The organism is Pseudomonas sp. 25 R 14, from assembly GCF_900004755.1.
In the GTDB taxonomy this organism is placed as follows: Bacteria; Pseudomonadota; Gammaproteobacteria; order Pseudomonadales; family Pseudomonadaceae; genus Aquipseudomonas; species Aquipseudomonas brenneri.
Window position 1 is genome coordinate 180,788 of sequence record NZ_CVTS01000069.1, and the last position, 21,883, is coordinate 202,670.

The window sequence follows — 21,883 nt, forward strand, 5'->3', positions numbered from 1 at the left end:
GGCACCCCAGTCGTGTGTTTATTTGTATATACATATACAGACGTTTGCCTGCTCGGTAAACTCCGGCAATCTATGCATCTTTTCCCCCTGCAAGGATTCCCCGTGCCGACTCCGCCCGCCAAGTCTCCACTGGCTGCCCACATGGACGAAAGTCCGGCGCCCTTGTATGCCCGCGTCAAACAGATGATCAGCCAGCAGATTCTCAACGGCAACTGGCCGCCGCACTATCGCGTGCCGTCGGAAAGCGAACTGGTCAGCCAGTTGGGCTTCAGCCGCATGACCATCAACCGCGCCCTGCGGGAGCTGACCGCCGAAGGCCTGCTGGTGCGCATGCAGGGCGTCGGCACCTTCGTCGCCGAGCCCAAGAGTCAGTCGGCGCTGTTCGAGGTGCATAACATCGCGGACGAGATTGCCTCCCGTGGCCATCGTCACACCTGCAAGGTGATCACCCTGGGCGAAGAAGCCGCCGGGTCCGAGCGCGCCGTGGCCCTGGAAATGCGCGAAGGCGGGCGCGTCTTCCACTCGCTGATCGTGCACTACGAAAATGATATCCCGGTGCAAATCGAAGACCGTTTCGTCAACGCCCTGGTCGCACCGCAATACCTGCAACAGGATTTCACCCAGCAAACCCCTTACGCCTATCTCAACCAGGTGGCGCCACTGACCGAGGGCGAGCATGTGGTGGAAGCCATCCTGGCCGACCCGCAGGAATGCCAGCTATTGCAGATCGAGGCCGGCGAGCCGTGCCTGCTGATTCGCAGGCGCACCTGGTCCGGTCGCCAGCCGGTGACGGCGGCGCGGTTGATCCACCCTGGCTCGCGTCATAGCCTCGAAGGGCGTTTCAGCAAATGACTACGGTAAAGGTCTGGCGCGCCGCTGATTACGTGCGCATGCCGTGGAAAAACGGCGGCGGCAGTACCGAAGAAATCACCCGGGACGCAGGCCACGGCCTGGACGGTTTTGGTTGGCGCCTGTCGATTGCCGATATCGCCGAGTCGGGTGGTTTTTCCACGTTTGCCGGTTATCAGCGGGTGATCACTGTGATCCAGGGCGCCGGTATGGTGTTGACCGTGGATGGCGAGGAGCAGCGTGGGTTGTTACCGCTGCAGCCCTTTGCCTTCAGTGGCGAAAGCCAGGTCGCGTGCCGCTTGATCACCGGGCCGATCCGCGACTTCAACCTGATCTATGCGCCCCAGCGTTACCACGCACGTTTGCAGTGGGTGGATGGGGTGCAGCAGTTTTTCAGTACTGCGCACACCGTGCTGGTGTTCAGCGTGGCTGATGAGGTGAAGGCGCTTGGCGAAGTGCTGGGCCATCATGATTGCTTGCAGGTGGACGGTAACACCGGCCTGTTGGACATTGCGGTAACTGGCCGCTGCTGCCTGATCGAACTGACCGCACACGATTAAAAATGTGGGAGCGGGCTTGCTCGCGAATGGGGTGTATCAGTCACCGCAAGCGTTAGCTGACCCACCGCATTCGCGAGCAAGCCCGCTCCCACATTTGGATCTTCATAGGCTACAAAATCTGTTTCCAGTCCCGCACCAAGTTGTTACCGAATGCCCCAGCATGGCGCAATGCCCTGCTTCAGTAGCAATCCTGCGGCACTTCAAAACCCCTTTGTAAGAAATTTCATCAAGCCGAAAAGCCTTGTTTTCCGGGGCTTTCACTCCTCTCCAGAAAAATCTCCACCTCGTCCAATCCAAGTTGGCCGCTTGATTGCATATGCTTGTATGTACAAGTAAATATGTGTGCGTAAGAGTCACAGGCAATCCTCTTCGCACCCATCATGTTCGCGCATTGATCGCAGAGGAATTTTTCGTGAGTAAGCCCACCAAGTACCGTGACGTCGAAATCCGCGCTGCCCGCGGTAACAAGCTCACTGCCAAAAGCTGGCTGACTGAAGCGCCGCTGCGCATGCTGATGAACAACCTCGACCCACAAGTGGCCGAAAACCCCAAGGAGCTGGTGGTGTATGGCGGTATCGGGCGTGCGGCGCGTAACTGGGAGTGCTACGACCAGATCGTCGAAAGCCTGACCCACCTCAATGACGACGAAACCCTGTTGGTGCAATCGGGCAAGCCGGTCGGCGTGTTCAAGACCCACAGCAATGCCCCGCGTGTGCTGATCGCCAACTCCAACCTGGTACCGCACTGGGCCAGTTGGGAACATTTCAACGAGCTGGATGCCAAGGGCCTGGCCATGTACGGCCAGATGACCGCCGGCAGTTGGATCTACATCGGCAGCCAGGGCATCGTCCAGGGCACTTACGAGACCTTCGTCGAAGCCGGTCGCCAGCATTACAACAGCGACCTGACTGGCCGTTGGGTCCTCACCGCCGGCCTGGGCGGCATGGGTGGCGCACAACCGTTGGCCGCGACCCTGGCCGGTGCCTGCTCGCTGAACATTGAATGCCAGCAGGTCAGTATCGATTTTCGCTTGAGCAGCCGCTATGTCGACGAACAAGCCAGCGACCTCGACGACGCCCTGGCGCGCATCGCCAAGTACACCAAGGAAGGCAAGGCCATCTCCATTGCCCTGCTTGGCAACGCTGCTGAAATCCTGCCTGAACTGGTCAAGCGCGGCGTACGCCCGGACATGGTCACCGACCAGACCAGCGCCCACGACCCGCTCAACGGTTACCTGCCGGCTGGCTGGACCTGGGACCAATACCGCGCGCGCGCCAAGACCGAACCGGCGGCGGTGATCAAGGCGGCCAAGCAGTCGATGGCCGTACACGTCCAGGCCATGCTGGACTTCCAGAAAATGGGGGTTCCGACCTTCGACTACGGCAACAACATCCGTCAGATGGCGCAAGAAGAAGGTGTAGAAAATGCCTTCGACTTCCCGGGTTTTGTACCGGCCTACATCCGCCCGCTGTTCTGCCGTGGCATCGGCCCGTTCCGTTGGGCGGCACTGTCGGGCGACCCGCAGGACATCTACAAGACCGACGCCAAGGTCAAGGAACTGATCCCCGACGACGCCCACCTGCACAACTGGCTGGACATGGCCCGCGAACGCATCAGCTTCCAGGGCCTGCCGGCGCGTATCTGCTGGGTTGGCCTGGGCCAGCGCGCCAAGTTGGGTTTGGCATTCAACGAGATGGTGCGCAGCGGTGAGTTGTCGGCACCGGTGGTGATCGGTCGTGACCATCTGGACTCCGGCTCGGTTTCCAGCCCGAACCGCGAAACCGAATCCATGCAGGACGGTTCCGACGCCGTGTCTGACTGGCCGTTGCTCAATGCCTTGCTCAACACCGCCAGCGGCGCGACCTGGGTTTCGCTGCACCACGGTGGCGGCGTAGGCATGGGCTTCTCCCAGCATTCGGGGATGGTGATTGTCTGCGACGGTACCGATGAAGCCGCCGAGCGGATTGCGCGGGTGCTGCATAACGACCCGGCTACCGGGGTGATGCGTCATGCAGACGCCGGCTACCAGATCGCCATCGACTGCGCCAAGGAGCAGGGCCTGAACCTGCCGATGATCAAATAACGGCTGGCTCGGCTCCTGTGGGAGCCGGGCTTGCCCGCGATGGCATCACTGCGGTCTGCCTGACAGACCGCGTCGCGCGTATCGCAGGCAAGCCAGCTCCCACATTTGACCTGCTGTGTACACAAGACCTGCTTCATCCGCACCACCGAAAAACAATCCATCAGAGGTTGAACACCCATGGCTGCAAACGACGCGCGTGCAAGCTCCACCCCGTTGATCGAAAGGCGTTCGATCGACTACATCCCGGAAGCGGAAAGACACGGTCGTCTATTGAGCCAGTTCACCCTGTGGATGGGCGCCAACCTGCAAATCACCGCGATTGTCACCGGGGCCCTGGCCGTGGTGTTGGGCGGTGATGTGTTTTGGTCGTTGATCGGTCTGTTGATCGGTCAACTGCTGGGCGGCGGCGTGATGGCGTTGCATGCGGCGCAAGGGCCAAGGCTCGGCCTGCCACAGATGATCTCCAGCCGGGTGCAGTTCGGTGTGTATGGCGCGGCCATTCCGATTGTGCTGGTGTGCTTGATGTACCTCGGTTTCACCGCAACCGGGACGGTGCTTTCCGGCCAGGCGCTGGGCCAGTTGTTTGGGGTCAGCGACAGTGTCGGCATCCTTATCTTCGCCAGTGTCATTGTGCTGGTCACGGTGCTCGGTTACCGGGTGATCCATTTCATCGGGCGTGTTGCCAGCGTCATTGGCGTGATTGCCTTTGTCTACCTGTTCAGCCGCCTGATGAGCCAGACCGACATTGGCGCACTCCTGCAAATCCGTCACTTCAGTTGGAGCAGTTTTTTGCTCGCAGTGTCGCTCGCGGCCTCCTGGCAAATCGCCTTCGGCCCCTACGTGGCTGACTATTCGCGCTACCTGCCGAGCAATACGTCCTCGGTGAAAACCTTTCTGGCCGCAGGCGCAGGTTCGGTCATTGGCGCACAGGTGGCGATGATCCTTGGGGTGTTCGCCGCCGCCATGTCCAACGGGCAATTTGCCGGTAACGAAGTGGCCTACATCGTGGGGCTGGGTGGCACGGGGGCCACGGCGGCGCTGCTGTACTTCAGCATCGCGTTCGGCAAGGTCACCATCTCCACGCTCAATTCCTACGGCAGCTTCATGTGCATTGCGACCATTGTCAGCGGCTTTCGGGGGCGCATGGAGGTGACGCGCTTGCAGCGCCTGGCTTTCGTGCTGCTCATCGTCGGTGCTGCGACCCTGATCGCGTTGCTCGGCCAGCACTCGTTCCTCAGTGCGTTCAAGTCCTTCATCTTGTTCTTGCTGGCGTTCTTTACGCCCTGGAGCGCGATCAACCTGGTGGACTACTACTGCATCACCCGCGATCGCTATGACGTGCCGGCATTGGCCGACCCGAACGGTCGCTACGGCCGGTGGAACCTGCTCGGTATCAGCGTCTATGTGTTCGGCGTGCTGGTGCAATTGCCGTTCATCGCCACCAAGTTCTACACCGGCCCCCTGGTGGCCGCCCTGGGGGGTGTGGATATTTCCTGGATCATCGGCCTGGTACTGCCAGCAGCCCTGTATTACGTATGTGCAAAAAAATGGCACGGCGCAATCCCTGAACGACTGATCCTGCCGGTAGAGCAGGGCGCTGCATCAACAACAACCGGGCAGCTTGCACAAGCCTGATGGGACGTGGACGAGGCAGGATGCCTTTTGACTGCCGTAATCCATTTCATGATTGGGAGCGTCACACAATGAAAATGCATAAGACCTTGCTGACCCCATTGCTCGCCGCAGGCTTGCTCACCGCTGCTGGCGCCTCTCAGGCAGCCGGTTGGTGCGAGTCGGGCAAACCGGTGAAATTCGCCGGCCTGAATTGGGAAAGCGGCATGTTGCTGACCGATGTCCTGCAAGTGGTCCTGGAAAAAGGCTACGACTGCAAAACCGATAGCCTGCCGGGCAATTCCATCACCATGGAAAACGCCCTGGGCAGCAACGATATTCAGATCTTCGCCGAGGAGTGGGTTGGCCGCAGCGAAGTGTGGAAGAAGGCCGAGAAGGCCGGCAAAGTCGTGGGTGTCGGTGCGCCCGTGGTTGGTGCTGTTGAAGGGTGGTACGTGCCACGCTACGTGATCGAAGGCGACGCCAAGCGCAAGCTCGAAGCCAAGGCGCCGGACCTGAAAAACATTGCCGACCTGGCCAAGTACTCTGCGGTATTCAAGGACCAGGAAGAGCCGTCCAAGGGCCGCTTCTACAACTGCCCGGCCGGCTGGACTTGTGAGCTGGACAACAGCGAAATGCTCAAGAGCTATGGCCTGGAAAGTTCCTATACCAACTTCCGCCCAGGCACCGGCCCGGCACTGGATGCGGCGGTGCTGTCGAGCTACAAACGTGGCGAGCCGATCCTGTTTTACTACTGGACGCCAACGCCGCTGATGGGCCAGGTGGACCTGGTCAAACTCGACGAAAAACCTGGCGTGGATAAAAGCGTGACCATCAAGGTCGGCCTGTCCAAGACCTTCCACGAGCAAGCCCCGGAACTGGTGGCGGTGCTGGAAAAGGTCAACCTGCCGATCGACCTGCTCAACCAGAACCTGGCGCGCATGAGCAAAGAGCGCATTGATTCGTCGAAGCTGGCGAAGATTTTCCTCAAGGAACACCCGGAAGTCTGGCACGCCTGGGTCAGTGAAGACGCAGCCAAGAAAATCGACGCGGCCTTGTAGGCACAGTGCTCCCGGCTACCCTGAAAAGGCAGCCGGGCACCCGGCCACACTCCATTGGATCGAGAGCACGTTATGTTTCCTGAGAGTTTTACGTTTTCCATCGCCGACTGGGTCAACGGTTGGGTCGATGCATTAGTGACCAATTACGGCGATGTGTTCCGGCAAATTTCCGACACCTTGCTGTGGGCCATCGTCAACCTGGAAGGCCTGCTGCGCATGGCGCCCTGGTGGCTGATGCTGGCGATTGTCGGCGGCGTTGCCTGGCACGCCACCCGCAAGGTAGTGACCACGGCGGTAATCGTCGGCCTGCTGTTCCTGGTCGGCGCGGTCGGCCTGTGGGACAAACTGATGCAGACCCTGGCGCTGATGCTGGTCGCGACCGTGATCTCGGTATTGATCGGCATCCCGCTGGGCATTCTTTCGGCACGCAGCAATCGCCTGCGCGCGGTGCTGATGCCGTTGCTGGACATCATGCAAACCATGCCCAGCTTCGTGTACCTGATCCCGGTACTGATGCTGTTTGGCCTGGGCAAAGTGCCAGCGATTTTCGCCACGGTGATCTACGCCGCACCGCCGCTGATTCGCCTGACCGACCTGGGCATTCGCCAGGTGGACCGTGAAGTGATGGAAGCCATCAATGCCTTCGGTGCCAACCGCTGGCAGCAACTGTTTGGTGTGCAACTGCCGCTGGCCCTGCCGAGCATCATGGCCGGGATCAACCAGACCACCATGATGGCCCTGTCGATGGTGGTGATCGCCTCGATGATCGGCGCCCGTGGCCTGGGCGAAGACGTACTGGTCGGTATCCAGACCCTTAACGTTGGGCGCGGCCTTGAAGCCGGCCTGGCGATTGTGATTCTCGCTGTGGTCATCGACCGCATTACCCAGGCCTATGGCCGTCCACGGCATGAGGCGAGCAAATGACCACTGTCAGCAAGATCGAAGTGAAAAACGTATTCAAGATTTTCGGTGCGCGGGACAAAGAGGCGCTGGCGCTGATTGGCCAGGGCAAGACCAAGGACCAGGTGCTGGCCCAGACCGGTTGCGTGGTGGGCGTCAATGACTTGTCCCTGAGCATCGGTACCGGCGAGATTTTTGTGATCATGGGCCTGTCGGGCTCCGGCAAGTCCACGCTGGTGCGCCACTTCAACCGCCTGATCGACCCCACCAGCGGCGCGATCCTGGTAGACGGCGAAGACATCTTGCAACTGGACATGGACGCCTTGCGCCAGTTCCGCCGGCACAAGATCAGCATGGTGTTCCAGAGCTTCGGCCTGCTGCCGCACAAGAGTGTGCTGGACAACGTGGCCTATGGCCTGAAAGTGCGTGGCGAAACCAAGCAGGTGTGCACCGAGCGCGCGTTGCACTGGATCGAAACCGTGGGCCTGAAGGGCTACGAAAACAAATACCCGCACCAGTTGTCGGGCGGCATGCGCCAGCGCGTGGGGCTGGCCCGGGCCCTGGCGGCCGACACGGACATCATCCTGATGGACGAGGCGTTCAGCGCCCTCGACCCATTGATCCGCGCCGAGATGCAGGACCAGTTGCTGGAACTGCAAAAGACCCTGCACAAGACCATCGTGTTTATCACCCACGATCTGGACGAGGCTGTGCGCATCGGCAACCGCATTGCGATCCTCAAGGACGGCAAGCTGATCCAGGTCGGCACGCCGCGGGAGATCCTGCATTCGCCGGCGGACGAGTATGTGGACCGCTTTGTTCAGCGGCGGGCGGCGGTGGTCTGAGCCGGGTTTTGTGGTGAGTTGGCTGGCCTCTTCGCGAGCAAGCCCGCTCCCACATTTGGAATGCGTTTCCCCTGTGGGAGCGGGCTTGCTCGCGAAGAGGCGGCAAGGCTGAAAAAGAATTGAAGAAGGTATGAAGATGTCCCAGGCTAAAAAAATCATCATCGCCGACACCCCGCTGCACTGGCAGGACGTGGTCGCCGTCGCTCGTTTTGGCGCCGAACTGGGGCTGTCGGGCCAGGCCTGGGCACGCATCGACAACGCCCAGGCCATCGTGCAGCGCATCGTCGCCAGCGGCGAGCGCGCCTATGGTGTCAACACCGGCCTGGGCGCCTTGTGCAACGTGTCGCTCGAGGGCGAGCAACTGAGCCAGTTGTCGCGTAACACCTTACTCAGCCACGCCTGTGGTGTCGGCGCGCCGCTGAGTAATGAGCAGACCCGCGCAATCATCTGTGCGGCGATCATCAACTACAGCCAGGGCAAGTCCGGCCTGCATCCGCAGGTGGTGCATTCGCTGCTGGCGCTGCTCAACCACGGCATCACCCCACAGGTGCCGTCCCAGGGGTCGGTGGGCTACCTGACCCATATGGCGCATATCGGCATTGCCTTGCTGGGCGTGGGCAATGTCAGCTATCGGGGTCAGATCGTTACGGCCCAGGCGGCGTTGGCCGCCGAAGGCCTACAGCCAGTGGTACTCGGCGCCAAGGACGGCCTGTGCCTGGTCAATGGCACGCCGTGCATGAGCGGCCTGAGCTGCCTGGCCCTGGCCGATGCCCACCATTTGCTGCAATGGGCCGATGTGATCGGGGCCATGAGCTTTGAAGCACAGCGCGGGCAGATCGACGCATTCGACGAGCAAATCATCGCCCTCAAGCCGCACCCCGGCATGCAGCAAGTGGGGATCAATTTGCGCGCGCTGCTCGACGGCAGTGAAGTGATTGCCGCGAGCAAGGGCATTCGCACCCAGGACGCGTTGAGCATCCGCTCGATCCCTCAAGTCCACGGTGCTGCCCGCGATCAACTGGAGCACGCCACCCGGCAGATCGAGACCGAGCTCAACGGTGCCACCGACAACCCTTTGCTGCTGGGCACGCCGGACAGCTACCGCGTGGTCTCCCAGGCCAACCCGCACGGCCAGTCCGTGGCGCTGGCGGCGGACATGCTGGCCATCGCCATGGCCGAAATCGGTTCCATCGCCGAACGCCGCCTGGATCGCCTGATCAACCCCCATGTCAGCGGCCTGCCGGCCTTCCTGGTGAGCAACCCTGGCGTCAACTCGGGGATGATGATCGTGCAGTACGTTGCCGCTTCCCTGTGTGGGCAAAATCGCCAACTGGCGCAGCCGGCGGTGCTCGATAACTTCGTCACCTCGGGCCTGCAGGAAGACCACCTGAGCATGGGCACCAATGCCGCGCTCAAGCTGCATGCGGTGCTGGACAACGTCACCCAGATCCTCGCCATCGAATACCTGCTGGCGGCCCAGGCCTTTGAGTTTCTCAAGGAACAAGGCTTCGGCGCCGGCACCCACACCGCCTGGCGCCTGCTGCGCGAGCAGGTCCCGGCCTATGAGCAAGACCGCTGGCTGGCGCCGGATATCGCGACCACCGCCAAGCTGCTCAAGAACACGGATTTGCTGAACCACGCTTTACCGAATGTGCACTGAACCCTATTTCAAAAAGGAGCATGAATGTGACTGCGCTAAATCTGATTCCAGGCCAACTGAGCCTTGCCCACCTGCGAGCCATCTACCAGCAGCCGGTGACCCTCAGCCTGGATGACAGCGCCACGGCGCAGATCGAAGCCAGTGTGGCCTGTGTGGAGCAGATTCTCGCCGAGAACCGCACCGCCTACGGCATCAACACCGGTTTTGGCCTGCTGGCCTCGACCCGTATCGCCAGTGAAGACCTGGAAAACCTCCAGCGTTCGCTGGTGCTGTCCCACGCCGCCGGTGTAGGCGAGCCGATCAGCGACGCGCTGGTGCGTCTGGTGATGGTGCTCAAGGTCAACAGCCTGAGCCGTGGTTTTTCCGGGATTCGCCGTCAGGTGATCGATGCGCTGATCGCGCTGATCAACGCCGAGGTCTACCCACATATCCCGCTCAAGGGTTCGGTGGGTGCTTCCGGTGACCTGGCGCCTCTGGCCCATATGTCCCTGGTGCTGCTGGGCGAAGGCAAGGCCCGCTACAAGGGTCAATGGCTGGAGGCGACCGAGGCGCTGAAAATTGCCGGCCTGACGCCACTGACCCTGGCCGCCAAGGAAGGTCTGGCGCTGCTCAACGGCACCCAGGTGTCCACTGCCTATGCCCTGCGCGGTTTGTTTGAAGGCGAAGACCTGTTCGCCGCAGCCATCGCTTGTGGCGGCCTGACCGTGGAAGCGGTGCTGGGCTCGCGCTCGCCGTTTGATGCACGTATTCATGCGGCCCGTGGCCAGCGTGGGCAGATCGACTCCGCCGCCGCTTATCGCGACCTGTTGGGTGACAGCAGCCAGGTGTCCCAGTCCCACCAGAACTGCGACAAGGTGCAAGACCCGTACTCCCTGCGCTGCCAGCCACAAGTCATGGGCGCCTGCCTGACCCAGTTCCGCCAGGCGGCCGAAGTGCTGGTGGTCGAAGCCAATGCGGTCTCGGATAACCCGCTGGTGTTTGCGACCGAAGGTGATGTGATTTCCGGCGGTAACTTCCACGCCGAACCGGTGGCGATGGCCGCTGACAACATGGCCCTGGCCATTGCCGAGATCGGTTCCCTGAGCGAGCGCCGCATCTCGTTGATGATGGACAAGCACATGTCGCAACTGCCGCCATTCTTGGTGGGCAATGGCGGGGTGAACTCCGGCTTTATGATCGCCCAGGTGACGGCTGCGGCCCTGGCCAGCGAGAACAAGGCACTGGCCCATCCCCATAGCGTCGACAGCCTGCCGACTTCGGCGAACCAGGAAGACCACGTGTCCATGGCTCCGGCTGCTGGCAAGCGTCTGTGGGAAATGGCTGAAAACACCCGTGGAGTTCTCGCCGTGGAATGGCTGGCCGCGTGCCAGGGCCTGGATTTGCGCGACGGCTTGAAAACCTCGCCGAAGCTGGAAAAAGCCCGCGGCATCCTGCGCGCCAAAGTCGGGTTCTATGACAAGGACCGCTTCTTCGCCCCGGACATCAACGCCGCCAGCGAGCTGCTGGCCAGCCGCTGCCTCAACGAGCTGGTACCCAGCAAGCTGCTGCCAAGTTTCTAACCACAAGGCCCCCTGTAGGCGCGAGCTTGCTCGCGAAAATCGTTAACGATGACGCGGGAAACCTGACACCCCATGGCGTTCTCAGGTTTTTCGCGAGCAAGCTCGCTCCTACAAAGGGGAGCGTTTTCCCTGCATAACAATAATTAGGGACGAGAAATGCACCAGCAAGCACAAGGTCTAAAACGCGGACTGACCGCCCGCCATATTCGCTTCATGGCACTGGGGTCGGCGATCGGCACCGGGCTGTTCTACGGTTCTGCCTCGGCCATCCAGATGGCTGGCCCGGCGGTGCTGCTGGCCTACCTGATCGGTGGCGCCGCGGTGTTCATGGTGATGCGCGCCCTCGGCGAAATGGCCGTGCACAATCCGGTCTCCGGCTCGTTCGGTCAGTACGCCAGCACCTACCTGGGCCCGATGGCTGGCTTCATCCTCGGCTGGACCTACGCCTTTGAAATGATCATCGTCTGCCTGGCAGACGTCACGGCCTTCGGCATCTACATGGGCTTCTGGTTTCCCGAAGTCGCGCGTTGGGTCTGGGTACTCGGGATTGTCCTGCTGATCGGCGGGCTGAACCTGTGCAACGTCAAAGTGTTTGGCGAAATGGAGTTCTGGCTGTCACTGCTCAAGGTCGCGGCGATTGTCGCGATGATCCTCGGCGGCTTCGGCATCATGCTGTTTGGCGTGCATTCGGCCGGTGATGCGCCAGCCAGCGGGTTGAGCAACCTGTGGGCCCATGGCGGCTTCATGCCCAATGGCGTGGGCGGCCTGATCGCGTCCTTTGCCGTGGTGATGTTTGCTTTTGGCGGCATCGAGATCATCGGCATTACCGCCGGTGAAGCCAAGGACCCGCAACGGGTCATCCCCAAGGCCATCAATGCGGTGCCGCTACGCATCCTGCTGTTCTACGTGCTGACCCTGTTTGTGCTGATGGCCATCTACCCATGGCCGCAGATCGGCAGCCAGGGCAGCCCGTTCGTGCAGATCTTCAGCAACCTGGGGATTGGCTCGGCGGCGACCATCCTTAATATCGTGGTGATCTCGGCGGCAGTCTCGGCCATCAACAGTGACATCTTCGGCGCAGGCCGCATGATGTACGGCCTGGCCCAGCAAGGGCAGGCGCCCAAGGGCTTTGCGCAACTGTCGCGCCACGGCGTGCCATGGATGACCGTAGTGGTAATGGGCGCGGCGCTGCTCGGCGGGGTGGTGTTGAACTACCTGATCCCGGAAAACGTGTTCCTGGTGATTGCCTCGATTGCCACCTTCGCCACGGTGTGGGTGTGGCTGATGATCCTGGTCACCCAGGTGGCGATGCGCCGCTCGATGACCAAGGAGCAGGTCGCCGAACTGAAATTCCCGGTACCGTTCTGGCCTTACGCGCCGGCGGCGGCCATTGTGTTCATGCTGTTTATTTTTGGCGTACTCGGCTACTTCCCGGACACCCAGGCCGCGTTGCTGGTTGGCGCCGCGTGGATTGTGCTGCTGGTCGTCGCCTATCTGCTGTGGGTCAAGCCCGCAGCCGGGCAAGCTGCCAAGGTTCATTACGACCCGGCTTTGTCTCACCGATAACTTAAAGGGAGGCGTTGATGAAAACGCTTTGGCACCACTGCCACATCGCAACCATGGCCCAGGGCACGTACTCGATCATCGAGGATGGCGCCATGGTCACGGCTGGCACGTTGATCGAATGGATCGGCCCTCGGGCCGAGCTGTCGAGCGGCAACTATGGGCAGATTCATGACCTGCAGGGGGCGTGGGTCACGCCGGGGCTGATCGATTGCCACACCCATACGGTGTTCGGCGGCAATCGCAGTGGCGAGTTCGAACAACGGCTGCAAGGCGTGAGCTACGCCGAGATCGCGGCGGCCGGTGGTGGCATTGCCAGCACTGTGCGCGCCACTCGCGCAGCCACCGAGGACGAGTTGTTCGACAGCGCCCGCCAGCGCCTGCGCAGTCTGCTGCGTGACGGTGTGACCACGGTGGAGATCAAGTCCGGCTACGGCCTGGACCTGGCCAACGAACGCAAGATGTTGCGCGTGGCCCGGCGCCTGGGCGAGGAGCTGCCGGTCAGCGTGCGCGCCACCTGCCTGGCAGCCCATGCGTTACCGCCGGAGTACAAGGATCGCGCCGACGACTACATCGAGCATATCTGCAACGAGATGCTGCCAGCCCTGGCTGCTGAAGGGCTGGTGGATGCCGTGGATGCGTTCTGCGAATACCTGGCGTTTTCCACCGAGCAGGTCGAGCGTGTGTTCAAGGTCGCCCAGCGTTTGGGCTTGCCGGTGAAATTGCACGCCGAGCAATTGTCGTCCCTGCACGGCTCCAGCCTGGCTGCGCGGTATCACGCATTGTCGGCGGATCACCTGGAATTCATGACCGAGGAAGATGCCATCGCCATGGCTGCTGCCGGTACCGTCGCGGTCTTGCTGCCGGGAGCGTTCTACTTCCTGCGCGAAACCCAGTTGCCGCCGATGGACGCCTTGCGCAAGCACGGGGTGAAGATCGCCATCGCCAGCGACCTCAACCCCGGTACCTCGCCGGCGTTGTCGGTAAGGCTGATGCTGAACATGGCCTGCACCTTGTTCCGCATGACTCCGGAAGAAGCCCTGGCCGGTGCCACCCGACATGCGGCGACCGCCTTGGGCATGGGCGACACCCATGGCTCACTGGAAGTGGGCAAGGTCGCGGATTTTGTCGCCTGGCAGATCGACCGTCCTGCCGACCTGGCCTACTGGTTGGGCGGCGAGCTGGGTAAACGCGTCGTGCGCCATGGCGTCGACGTCACTGTGTAAAAGGAGTACCGCTGTGGATAAGGTTCTGAACTTCAAACAAGGTCGTGTGCCACTGCTGATCAGCATGCCCCACGCCGGCCTGCGCCTGACGCCTGCGGTCGAGGCCGGCTTGATCCCCGAGGCACAAAGCCTGCCGGATACCGACTGGCATATCCCCACGTTGTATGACTTTGCCGAAGGCTTGGGCGCCAGCACCCTGGCGGCCGAATATTCGCGGTTTGTGATCGACCTGAACCGGCCATCTGACGACAAGCCGCTGTATGTCGGCGCGACCACCGGCCTGTTTCCAGCGACGCTGTTTGAGGGTGTGCCGTTGTTCAGCGAAGGCAAGGAGCCGTCGAAAGAGGAACGGGCGACCTACCTGGAGCAGATCTGGACGCCCTATCACCAGACCCTGCAACACGAACTGGCACGGCTCAAGGCTGAGTTTGGCTACGCGTTGCTGTTCGACGCGCATTCTATCCGCTCAGTCATCCCGCACCTGTTCGACGGCAAGCTACCGGACTTCAACCTCGGCACGTTCAACGGCGCCGCCTGCGACCCTGGGTTGGCCAGCCAGTTGGAAGCGATCTGCGCGACTCATCCGCAATACAGCCATGTGCTGAACGGACGCTTCAAGGGCGGGCATATCACCCGGCACTACGGCAACCCGGCGCAGGATATCCATGCGGTGCAACTGGAACTGGGGCAGTGCACGTATATGGAAGAGTTCGAGCCGTTCCGTTATCGGGCAGATCTGGCCGAGCCGACGCGGGTGGTGTTGAAGCAGTTGCTGCAAGGATTCTTGGCCTGGGGCCAGAAGCACTACACCTGAGCCAATGAAGATCAAAATGTGTGTGGGCTTGCTCGCGATAGAGTTGGGTCAGCCAGATAGAGTTTGACTGGCCCACTTCGGCTACTTTTTCAAAGATATTGAAAGGGCTGGCCTCTTAAGATAGTTCCGGTATTCGAGTAGGTCATTTCCCTAATGCTCTTTCCGCCATAGATGACGCCACGGTGCTTGCTAGTCTGCGCGCCCTAATGATCAGAGAAGGATGTTCTGTGGTGTCTCAGGATGTATGTGTTGACTGCCTTTGTGATTATCTGAGGCGGTTATGGCTTACGAACGTTTAACGAGTTTCATGTATAGCGAAGTGGGCGAGAGGGTCGGTGCGTGGCGCAGGGAAGGTGAAGCTGCAATTGTGCCCTTTTCCTTGCAGGACATTGTGCAAGGCTATGTTGACGCTCACTCCCGCCTCGGCGTCTGGCTACTCAAGCGGGAAATACACCGCTACCTGCGTAATAACCTGGCATCTGGCCGCTTGCGCAATGCCGCACCGTTTGATTATGAACTGTGCTTTTCAGAGCATTACTTCGGTTGTAACAACCACCAGTTCTTGCTGTGGGTCTGTCGGCTTCTGGATGAAAACCTCAAACGGACCCAGTGGCGAGGCATAAAGCGGCTGTTCAATAAGCGCTGATAACACGACGCAAAGGATCTACAGCTGCCCAGGCCTCAAACCCTGCTTCGTACGCGCCAGATCAAACAATGGAGAACAAATGTGGGAGCGGGCTTGCCCGCGAAAGCGGTCTGTCAGTTCAAAAAATATGTCGACTGATACGCCGCTATCGCGAGCAAGCCCGCTCCCACACGTGGTTCAGTGAGTCTTCCTGGCGAATCGCTGACGCAGATCCAAGCCCTCAAGGACATGCTCATTGCACAATTCGGGTTTATGATGCCAGACGGCAAAATAATAGACGTCCCCCCAGGGATGGAACCGACCCCTTACGGAGCGCGCAATGCAGACTTTGTACCCGCAGATCAAACCCTACGCCCGGCACGATCTGGCCGTCGACCAAACCCACACGCTGTATGTCGACGAAAGCGGTTCCCCGCAAGGTTTGCCCGTTGTCTTCATCCATGGCGGCCCGGGTGCCGGGTGCGATGCCAATAGCCGCTGCTATTTCGATCCCAACCTGTACCGCATTGTCACCTTTGATCAGCGCGGTTGCGGGCGTTCCACGCCGCGGGCCAACCTGGAAAACAACACCACCTGGGACCTGGTGGCCGACCTTGAGCGCATTCGCGAGCACCTGGGTATTGAAAAATGGGTGCTGTTCGGCGGCTCCTGGGGTTCGACCCTGGCCCTGGCCTACGCGCAAACCCACCCCGACCGCGTGCATGGACTGATCGTACGCGGCATCTTCCTGGCCCGTCCCCAGGACATTCAATGGTTCTACCAGGCCGGCGCGAGCCGTTTGTTCCCGGACTACTGGCAGGATTACATCGCGCCAATCCCCGTGGAAGAACGCCACGACATGATCAGCGCCTACCACAAGCGCCTGACCGGCAACGACCAGATCGCCCAGATGCATGCCGCCAAGGCCTGGTCCACCTGGGAAGGCCGCATGCTCGGCCTGTGTCCCAACCCGCAACTGATCGAGCGCTTTTCCGAACCCCAGCGTGCCCTGTCGATTGCCCGCATCGAGTGCCACTACTTCACCAATAATTCATTCCTTGAACCCAACCAACTGATTCGCGACATGCACAAGATCGCCCATCTGCCTGGCATCATCGTGCATGGCCGCTACGATATGATCTGCCCGCTGGACAATGCCTGGGAACTGCATCAAGCCTGGCCGAACAGCGAACTGCAGGTGATCCGCGAGGCGGGGCACGCGGCTTCCGAGCCCGGAATCACTGATGCATTGGTGCGTGCGGCGAGCCAGATGGCACGGCGCCTGCTTGATATGCCACCCGAAGAAGCATGAAAGGCCTTTTGCAGCGGGTACGCGGTGCCCGGGTCGAGGTGGCGGGGGAAGTGGTCGGTGCGATAGACCAGGGTTTGCTGGTGCTGGTAGCCGTCGAGCCTTCAGATACAGTGGCCAGTGCCGACAAGCTGTTGCATAAGCTGCTTAACTATCGGGTGTTCAGTGACGACGAGGGCAAGATGAACCTGTCGTTGAAGGACATTGGCGGCGGTTTGCTGCTGGTGTCTCAGTTCACCCTGGCAGCCGATACCAAGAGCGGCTTGCGTCCCAGCTTCTCCACGGCGGCTCCTCCGGCGCTGGGCGAGGCGCTTTTCGAGCACTTGTTGCTACAAGCGCAACAATTGCATGGCACTGTGGCGTCGGGGCGTTTTGGCGCGGATATGCAGGTGCATTTGGTCAATGACGGGCCGGTCACCTTCCTTTTGCAGACCTGATTGTATGAAAAACGACTTTTAATGCGCAAAAACGCAAGTTTTCGCTACAAATACTTCGCTGCCCCTGCTGCGTTATCTCACCGGCTACTAGATAATCGCGCGCTACGGGGATCAGCGTAAATTGGTCCATTTTTGACTTAGGTAGAGACTTGTCCGAGTGCCGTTGGGGAATCATTTAGCCCCTTCGGAGTCGGAACAATGCTCGCCAACCTGGCATATAGATAGCTGGCCGTTGGTTTTTTGATCTGTTTTCGGCGAGGGTTGCTCGTGATTGTTAGTCCCTGTAATGCACCAAAATTGTCTGCCAAACGGTTGCGAAACGCACTGGTAACGGGCTCTGCCCTGTTTTGCCTGTTCGGCGCGGGTCAACTGTGGGCATTCAGTCTGGACGATGTGTCGGCCAAGGCAAAAGAGCTGGCCGGGCAGAAATACGAAGCCCCGCGCAGCAATCTGCCGAACGAATTCCGCGAAATGAAGTTCGCTGACTACCAGAAAATTCGTTTCCGCAATGAAAAGGCCGAGTGGGCCGATCAGAAAACCCCGTTCAAGCTGTCCTTCTATCACCAGGGCATGCACTTCGATACGCCGGTGAAGATCAACGAAGTCACCGCGACCGACGTCAAGGAAATCAAGTACGACCCGACGCGTTTCGACTTCGGTGACGTCAAGTTCGATCCCAAAGCCACCGAACAGCTGGGTTATGCCGGTTTCCGTGTGCTGTACCCGATCAACAAGGACGACAAGCAAGACGAAATCATGACCATGCTCGGCGCCAGCTATTTCCGCGTTGTGGGCAAGGACCAGGTCTACGGCCTGTCCGCCCGTGGCATGGCAATCGACACCGCGCTGCCGTCCGGCGAAGAGTTCCCGCGTTTCACCGAGTTCTGGATCGAGCGTCCAAAGCCGGGTGACAAGCACCTGGTGATCTTTGCCCTGCTGGACTCGCCACGGGCCACTGGTGCTTATCGCCTGATCCTGCGCCCGGGCACCGACACCATTGTCGACGTCAAGTCGCAGATGTTCCTGCGCGACAAGGTCAGCAAGCTGGGCGTTGCCCCGCTGACCAGCATGTTCCTGTTCGGCGCCAACCAGCCGTCCAAAGTCCTCAACTACCGTCGCGAACTGCACGATTCCAGCGGCCTGTCGATCCATGCCGGTAACGGCGAGTGGATCTGGCGCCCGCTGAACAACCCTAAACACCTGTCGGTCAGCAACTTCTCGGTGGAAAACCCGCGTGGTTTCGGCCTGTTGCAGCGTGGTCGCAACTTCAGCCAGTACGAAGACCTCGACGACAACTACGACAAGCGCCCAAGCGCCTGGATTGAGCCTGAAGGCGATTGGGGCAAGGGTTCGGTCGATCTGGTAGAGATTCCGACCGCCGATGAAACCAACGACAACATCGTTGCGTTCTGGAGCCCGGCCGAACTGCCTAAGCCAGGTGAGCCGCTGGACGTCGCCTACCGTCTGCACTGGACCCTGGACGATGCACCGTTCCACTCGCCAGACAGCGCCTGGGTCAAGCAGACCCTGCGTTCGACCGGTGACGTGAAACAATCGAACCTGATCCGCCAGCCAGATGGCAGCGTGGCCTATCTGGTGGACTTCGAGGGCCCGTCCCTCAAGGCCTTGAAGCCAGATGCAGCAGTGCGCGGCCAGGTCAGCGTCGGTGAAAACGGCGAAGTCGTGGAAAACAGCGTGCGCTACAACCCGCACACCAAGGGCTGGCGCCTGACCCTGCGCTTGAAGATCAAGGATGCGGGCAAACCGACCGAAATGCGTGCGGCCCTGGTCCAGGATATCGTCAAGAGCGAGCCAGAGCAGGTTTCCACCCAAGTCCTGAAGGCTGACAAAGTCTTGGCCAAGCAACACGAGAAGCACGCCAAGAAAGACGCCAAGGACAAGCAAGACAAGCAGCCAGAAGCTGCCCCAGCCACCCCGGAACCGGTCAAGACAGAACAAGTCCTGACTGAAACCTGGAGCAATCAGTTGCCTGCCGATGAGTAACTCTCAAGCCCAGCCAGAGACTCTTGCCGAGTACCTGGCGCATCTTCCGATGACCGACGAGCAGCGCGCCGAACTGGCGGGCTGCAAGTCCTTCTCCGAGCTGCACGAGCGCCTGTCGTCCTCGACTTTTGATGCGCCTGTGGATGCTGCACAGGCGTCGGTTGGCCGTCGGTTGACCCTGAGCACTGCCGAAGAACTGGCAGACGCCGAAATGCTGGTGCTCGATGCCAGCGGTCGGGTTTGCCTGAAGGCCACGCCGCCGATTCGTCGCACCAAAGTGGTGCCCGAGCCTTGGCGCACCAATATCCTGGTACGCGGCTGGCGCCGGCTGACGGGTCGCACCAATCCGCCGGAACCGAAAAAAGACGAGCGCGTGCTGCCCGCTGCCCGCTGGCGCACCGTCGGTTCGATCCGCCGCTATATCCTGCTGGTGCTGATGCTCGGCCAGACGATTGTGGCGGGCTGGTACATGAAAGGCATCATGCCTTACCAGGGTTGGTCCTTCGTCGACTTTGACGAGATCCGCAACCAGACCCTGCTGCAAACCGCCACCCAGGTGCTGCCGTACGCCCTGCAAACCAGCATTCTGATCATGTTCGGGATTCTGTTCTGCTGGGTTTCGGCGGGTTTCTGGACGGCGCTGATGGGCTTCCTTGAGTTGCTCACCGGCCATGACAAATACCGTATTTCCGGGAAAAGCGCCGGCGACGAGCCTATCCCCAAGGATGCCCGTACCGCGTTGGTGATGCCGATCTGCAACGAAGACGTGCCGCGGGTGTTTGCCGGCCTGCGCGCGACCTTCGAATCGGTGGCCGCCACTGGCGACCTGGACCGTTTCGATTTCTTCGTGCTCAGCGACAGTAACGACGCCGATATCTGCATCGCCGAACAGCAAGCCTGGCTTGATGTCTGCCGCGAGGCCGGTGGCTTTGGCAAGATCTTCTATCGTCGCCGTCGCCGTCGCGTCAAACGCAAGAGCGGCAACCTCGACGACTTCTGCCGTCGCTGGGGCGGCGACTACAAGTACATGGTGGTCCTCGACGCCGACAGTGTGATGAGCGGCGAATGCCTGACCAGCCTGGTGCGCCTGATGGAAGCCACGCCGGACGCGGGGATTATCCAGACCGCGCCACGGGCTTCGGGCATGGACACCCTGTATGCACGCATGCAGCAGTTCGCTACCCGCGTCTACGGCCCGCTGTTCACCGCTGGCCTGCACTTCTGGCAGTTGGGCGAGTCCCACTACTGGGGCCACAACGCGATCATCCGCATGAAGCCGTTTATCGAGCACTGCGCCCTGGCGCCATTGCCGGGTAAAGGCGCGTTTGCCGGTTCCATCCTGTCCCACGACTTTGTTGAAGCTGCGCTGATGCGCCGTGCCGGCTGGGGTGTGTGGATTGCCTACGACTTGCCCGGCAGCTACGAAGAATTGCCGCCCAACCTGCTGGACGAACTCAAGCGAGACCGTCGCTGGTGCCACGGCAACCTGATGAACTTCCGCCTGTTCCTGGTCAAGGGCATGCACCCGGTACACCGTGCGGTGTTCCTCACTGGCGTGATGTCGTACCTGTCGGCGCCGTTGTGGTTCCTGTTCCTGGTGCTGTCTACGGCCTTGCTGGCGGTCAATACCCTGATGGAGCCGCAGTACTTCATGGCGCCCCGCCAGTTGTACCCGCTGTGGCCACAATGGCATCCGGACAAGGCGGTGGCGCTGTTCTCCACCACCATCGTGCTGCTGTTCCTGCCCAAGTTGCTGAGCATCATCCTGATCTGGGCCAAGGGTGCGAAAGAGTTCGGTGGCAAGTTCAAGGTGACCTTGTCGATGCTGTTGGAGATGCTGTTCTCCATGCTGCTGGCGCCGGTGCGGATGATTTTCCACACCCGTTTTGTACTGGCCGCGTTCCTTGGCTGGGCCGCGACCTGGAACTCGCCGCAACGTGACGACGACTCCACGCCATGGAGCGAGGCGGTCAAGCGCCACGGCCCGCAGACCTTGCTGGGCTTCTTCTGGGCACTGCTGGTGGTGTGGTTGAACCCCAGCTTCCTGTGGTGGCTGGTGCCGATTGTCGGTTCGCTGATGCTGTCGATCCCGGTCTCGGTGATCTCCAGCCGGGTCAAGCTGGGCCTCAAGTCTCGCGACGAAAGCCTGTTCCTGATTCCTGAGGAATACAACCCGCCGCAAGCGTTGCTGTCGACCGACCGCTACACCCATGAAAACCGTTGGCATGCACTCAATGACGGTTTTGTGCGGGCGGTGGTTGATCCGCAGCAGAACGCCCTGGCCTGCGCCCTGGCGACTTCCCGGCATGGCCAGGCGGAGCCGATCGAGTGGCTGCGTACCGAGCGTGTGCGGCATGCGTTGAAGGTTGGCCCTGCCGGCCTCAACAACAATGAGCGTGTGGCCTTGCTCAGCGACCCGGTGGCCCTGGCGCGCTTGCATGAGCAAGTCTGGGGCGAAGGGCATGCCGAGTGGCTTGGCGCCTGGCGTGAGTCGGTCAAGTCCGACCCGCATGCGCCGTTGCTGCCGTTGCAACCGCTGTCATCCCAGGCGCAACCTGCCTGATTCAGACGCCCCCGAGAGCTGTCTCGGGGGCGCTTGAAACGCCCTTCCTACAGCGCCAGTCGCTTGCGCTTTACCCCTCTAACTTCGATACAAAAGACCCTGGCTCAAGGCGTATTGCCGTGCCTGTCAGTGGGTTAGGATCGCCCCCCAAATCTGAATCGACCGCCTCTGGTGTGCGCTGGCCGCGCAACGCCTGGTGCGCGGCTGCTTAACG

17 protein-coding genes and 1 pseudogene are annotated in these 21,883 nt (G+C 60.9%); all 18 read left to right on the plus strand.

Annotation, left to right across the window (positions count from 1 at the left end):
* The first annotated feature begins 72 nt into the window (after nt 1–72).
* The 18 genes and pseudogenes from hutC to mdoH all read left to right on the plus strand — a co-directional run bounded on the left by hutC (nt 73) and on the right by mdoH (nt 21,669).
* Nucleotides 73–852, plus strand: coding sequence for a histidine utilization repressor (gene hutC, locus BFQ03_RS28440; RefSeq protein WP_174553297.1), 780 nt, complete (start codon nt 73–75; stop codon nt 850–852).
* Nucleotides 849–1,409 (plus strand): HutD/Ves family protein, encoded by a 561-nt coding sequence (locus tag BFQ03_RS28445; protein ID WP_065944523.1) that lies wholly within the window; start codon nt 849–851, stop codon nt 1,407–1,409. Before hutC ends, BFQ03_RS28445 begins: the two co-directional genes overlap by 4 nt.
* A gap of 412 nt (nt 1,410–1,821) precedes the next feature.
* Nucleotides 1,822–3,492 carry a urocanate hydratase gene (hutU, locus tag BFQ03_RS28450; RefSeq protein WP_032862257.1) on the plus strand — a complete coding sequence of 557 codons (1,671 nt, stop codon included), beginning with the start codon at nt 1,822–1,824 and terminating at the stop codon, nt 3,490–3,492.
* Nucleotides 3,493–3,669: 177 nt separating this feature from the next.
* Nucleotides 3,670–5,127, plus strand: a complete 1,458-nt coding sequence (locus tag BFQ03_RS28455; protein ID WP_065944524.1) for a purine-cytosine permease family protein — start codon at nt 3,670–3,672, stop codon at nt 5,125–5,127.
* A 68-nt stretch (nt 5,128–5,195) separates the two neighbouring features.
* Nucleotides 5,196–6,164: an ABC transporter substrate-binding protein gene (locus BFQ03_RS28460; RefSeq protein ID WP_032862255.1), complete on the plus strand. Its 969-nt coding sequence runs from the start codon at nt 5,196–5,198 to the stop codon at nt 6,162–6,164.
* Nucleotides 6,165–6,236: 72 nt separating this feature from the next.
* Nucleotides 6,237–7,088, plus strand: coding sequence for an ABC transporter permease (locus tag BFQ03_RS28465; RefSeq protein WP_032862254.1), 852 nt, complete (start codon nt 6,237–6,239; stop codon nt 7,086–7,088).
* Nucleotides 7,085–7,909 carry a quaternary amine ABC transporter ATP-binding protein gene (locus BFQ03_RS28470; protein WP_050593423.1) on the plus strand — a complete coding sequence of 275 codons (825 nt, stop codon included), beginning with the start codon at nt 7,085–7,087 and terminating at the stop codon, nt 7,907–7,909. Before BFQ03_RS28465 ends, BFQ03_RS28470 begins: the two co-directional genes overlap by 4 nt.
* Before the next feature lie 136 nt (nt 7,910–8,045).
* The gene (hutH, locus tag BFQ03_RS28475; protein ID WP_065944544.1) at nt 8,046–9,569 is read left to right on the plus strand and encodes an HAL/PAL/TAL family ammonia-lyase; all 1,524 of its coding nucleotides are present in this window, start codon (nt 8,046–8,048) and stop codon (nt 9,567–9,569) included.
* Nucleotides 9,570–9,589: 20 nt separating this feature from the next.
* A complete protein-coding gene (gene hutH, locus BFQ03_RS28480) occupies nt 9,590–11,128 on the plus strand; it encodes a histidine ammonia-lyase (protein ID WP_139115757.1) in 1,539 nt (512 codons plus the stop codon).
* A gap of 26 nt (nt 11,129–11,154) precedes the next feature.
* Nucleotides 11,155–11,241: pseudogene (locus BFQ03_RS30965) on the plus strand (outer membrane lipoprotein carrier protein LolA); the annotation flags it as partial.
* Nucleotides 11,242–11,284: 43 nt separating this feature from the next.
* Complete coding sequence (locus BFQ03_RS28485; RefSeq protein ID WP_032862253.1) at nt 11,285–12,694, plus strand: amino acid permease; 1,410 nt, start codon at nt 11,285–11,287, stop codon at nt 12,692–12,694.
* Nucleotides 12,695–12,711: 17 nt separating this feature from the next.
* A complete protein-coding gene (gene hutI / locus BFQ03_RS28490; protein WP_065944525.1) occupies nt 12,712–13,917 on the plus strand; it encodes an imidazolonepropionase in 1,206 nt (401 codons plus the stop codon).
* A 13-nt stretch (nt 13,918–13,930) separates the two neighbouring features.
* The gene (gene hutG / locus BFQ03_RS28495; RefSeq protein ID WP_065944526.1) at nt 13,931–14,731 is read left to right on the plus strand and encodes an N-formylglutamate deformylase; all 801 of its coding nucleotides are present in this window, start codon (nt 13,931–13,933) and stop codon (nt 14,729–14,731) included.
* 280 nt (nt 14,732–15,011) lie between these two features.
* Nucleotides 15,012–15,377 (plus strand): hypothetical protein, encoded by a 366-nt coding sequence (locus BFQ03_RS28500; RefSeq protein ID WP_065944527.1) that lies wholly within the window; start codon nt 15,012–15,014, stop codon nt 15,375–15,377.
* 319 nt (nt 15,378–15,696) lie between these two features.
* On the plus strand, nt 15,697–16,668 hold the full coding sequence (gene pip, locus BFQ03_RS28505) for a prolyl aminopeptidase (RefSeq protein WP_065944528.1): 972 nt from the start codon (nt 15,697–15,699) through the stop codon (nt 16,666–16,668).
* On the plus strand, nt 16,665–17,102 hold the full coding sequence (dtd, locus tag BFQ03_RS28510) for a D-aminoacyl-tRNA deacylase (RefSeq protein ID WP_032862249.1): 438 nt from the start codon (nt 16,665–16,667) through the stop codon (nt 17,100–17,102). The genes pip and dtd overlap by 4 nt, the downstream gene beginning before the upstream one ends.
* A gap of 267 nt (nt 17,103–17,369) precedes the next feature.
* Nucleotides 17,370–19,106, plus strand: a complete 1,737-nt coding sequence (locus BFQ03_RS28515) for a glucan biosynthesis protein G (protein WP_032862346.1) — start codon at nt 17,370–17,372, stop codon at nt 19,104–19,106.
* Nucleotides 19,099–21,669: a glucans biosynthesis glucosyltransferase MdoH gene (mdoH, locus tag BFQ03_RS28520; RefSeq protein ID WP_032862248.1), complete on the plus strand. Its 2,571-nt coding sequence runs from the start codon at nt 19,099–19,101 to the stop codon at nt 21,667–21,669. Before BFQ03_RS28515 ends, mdoH begins: the two co-directional genes overlap by 8 nt.
* Nucleotides 21,670–21,883 lie beyond the last annotated feature (214 nt).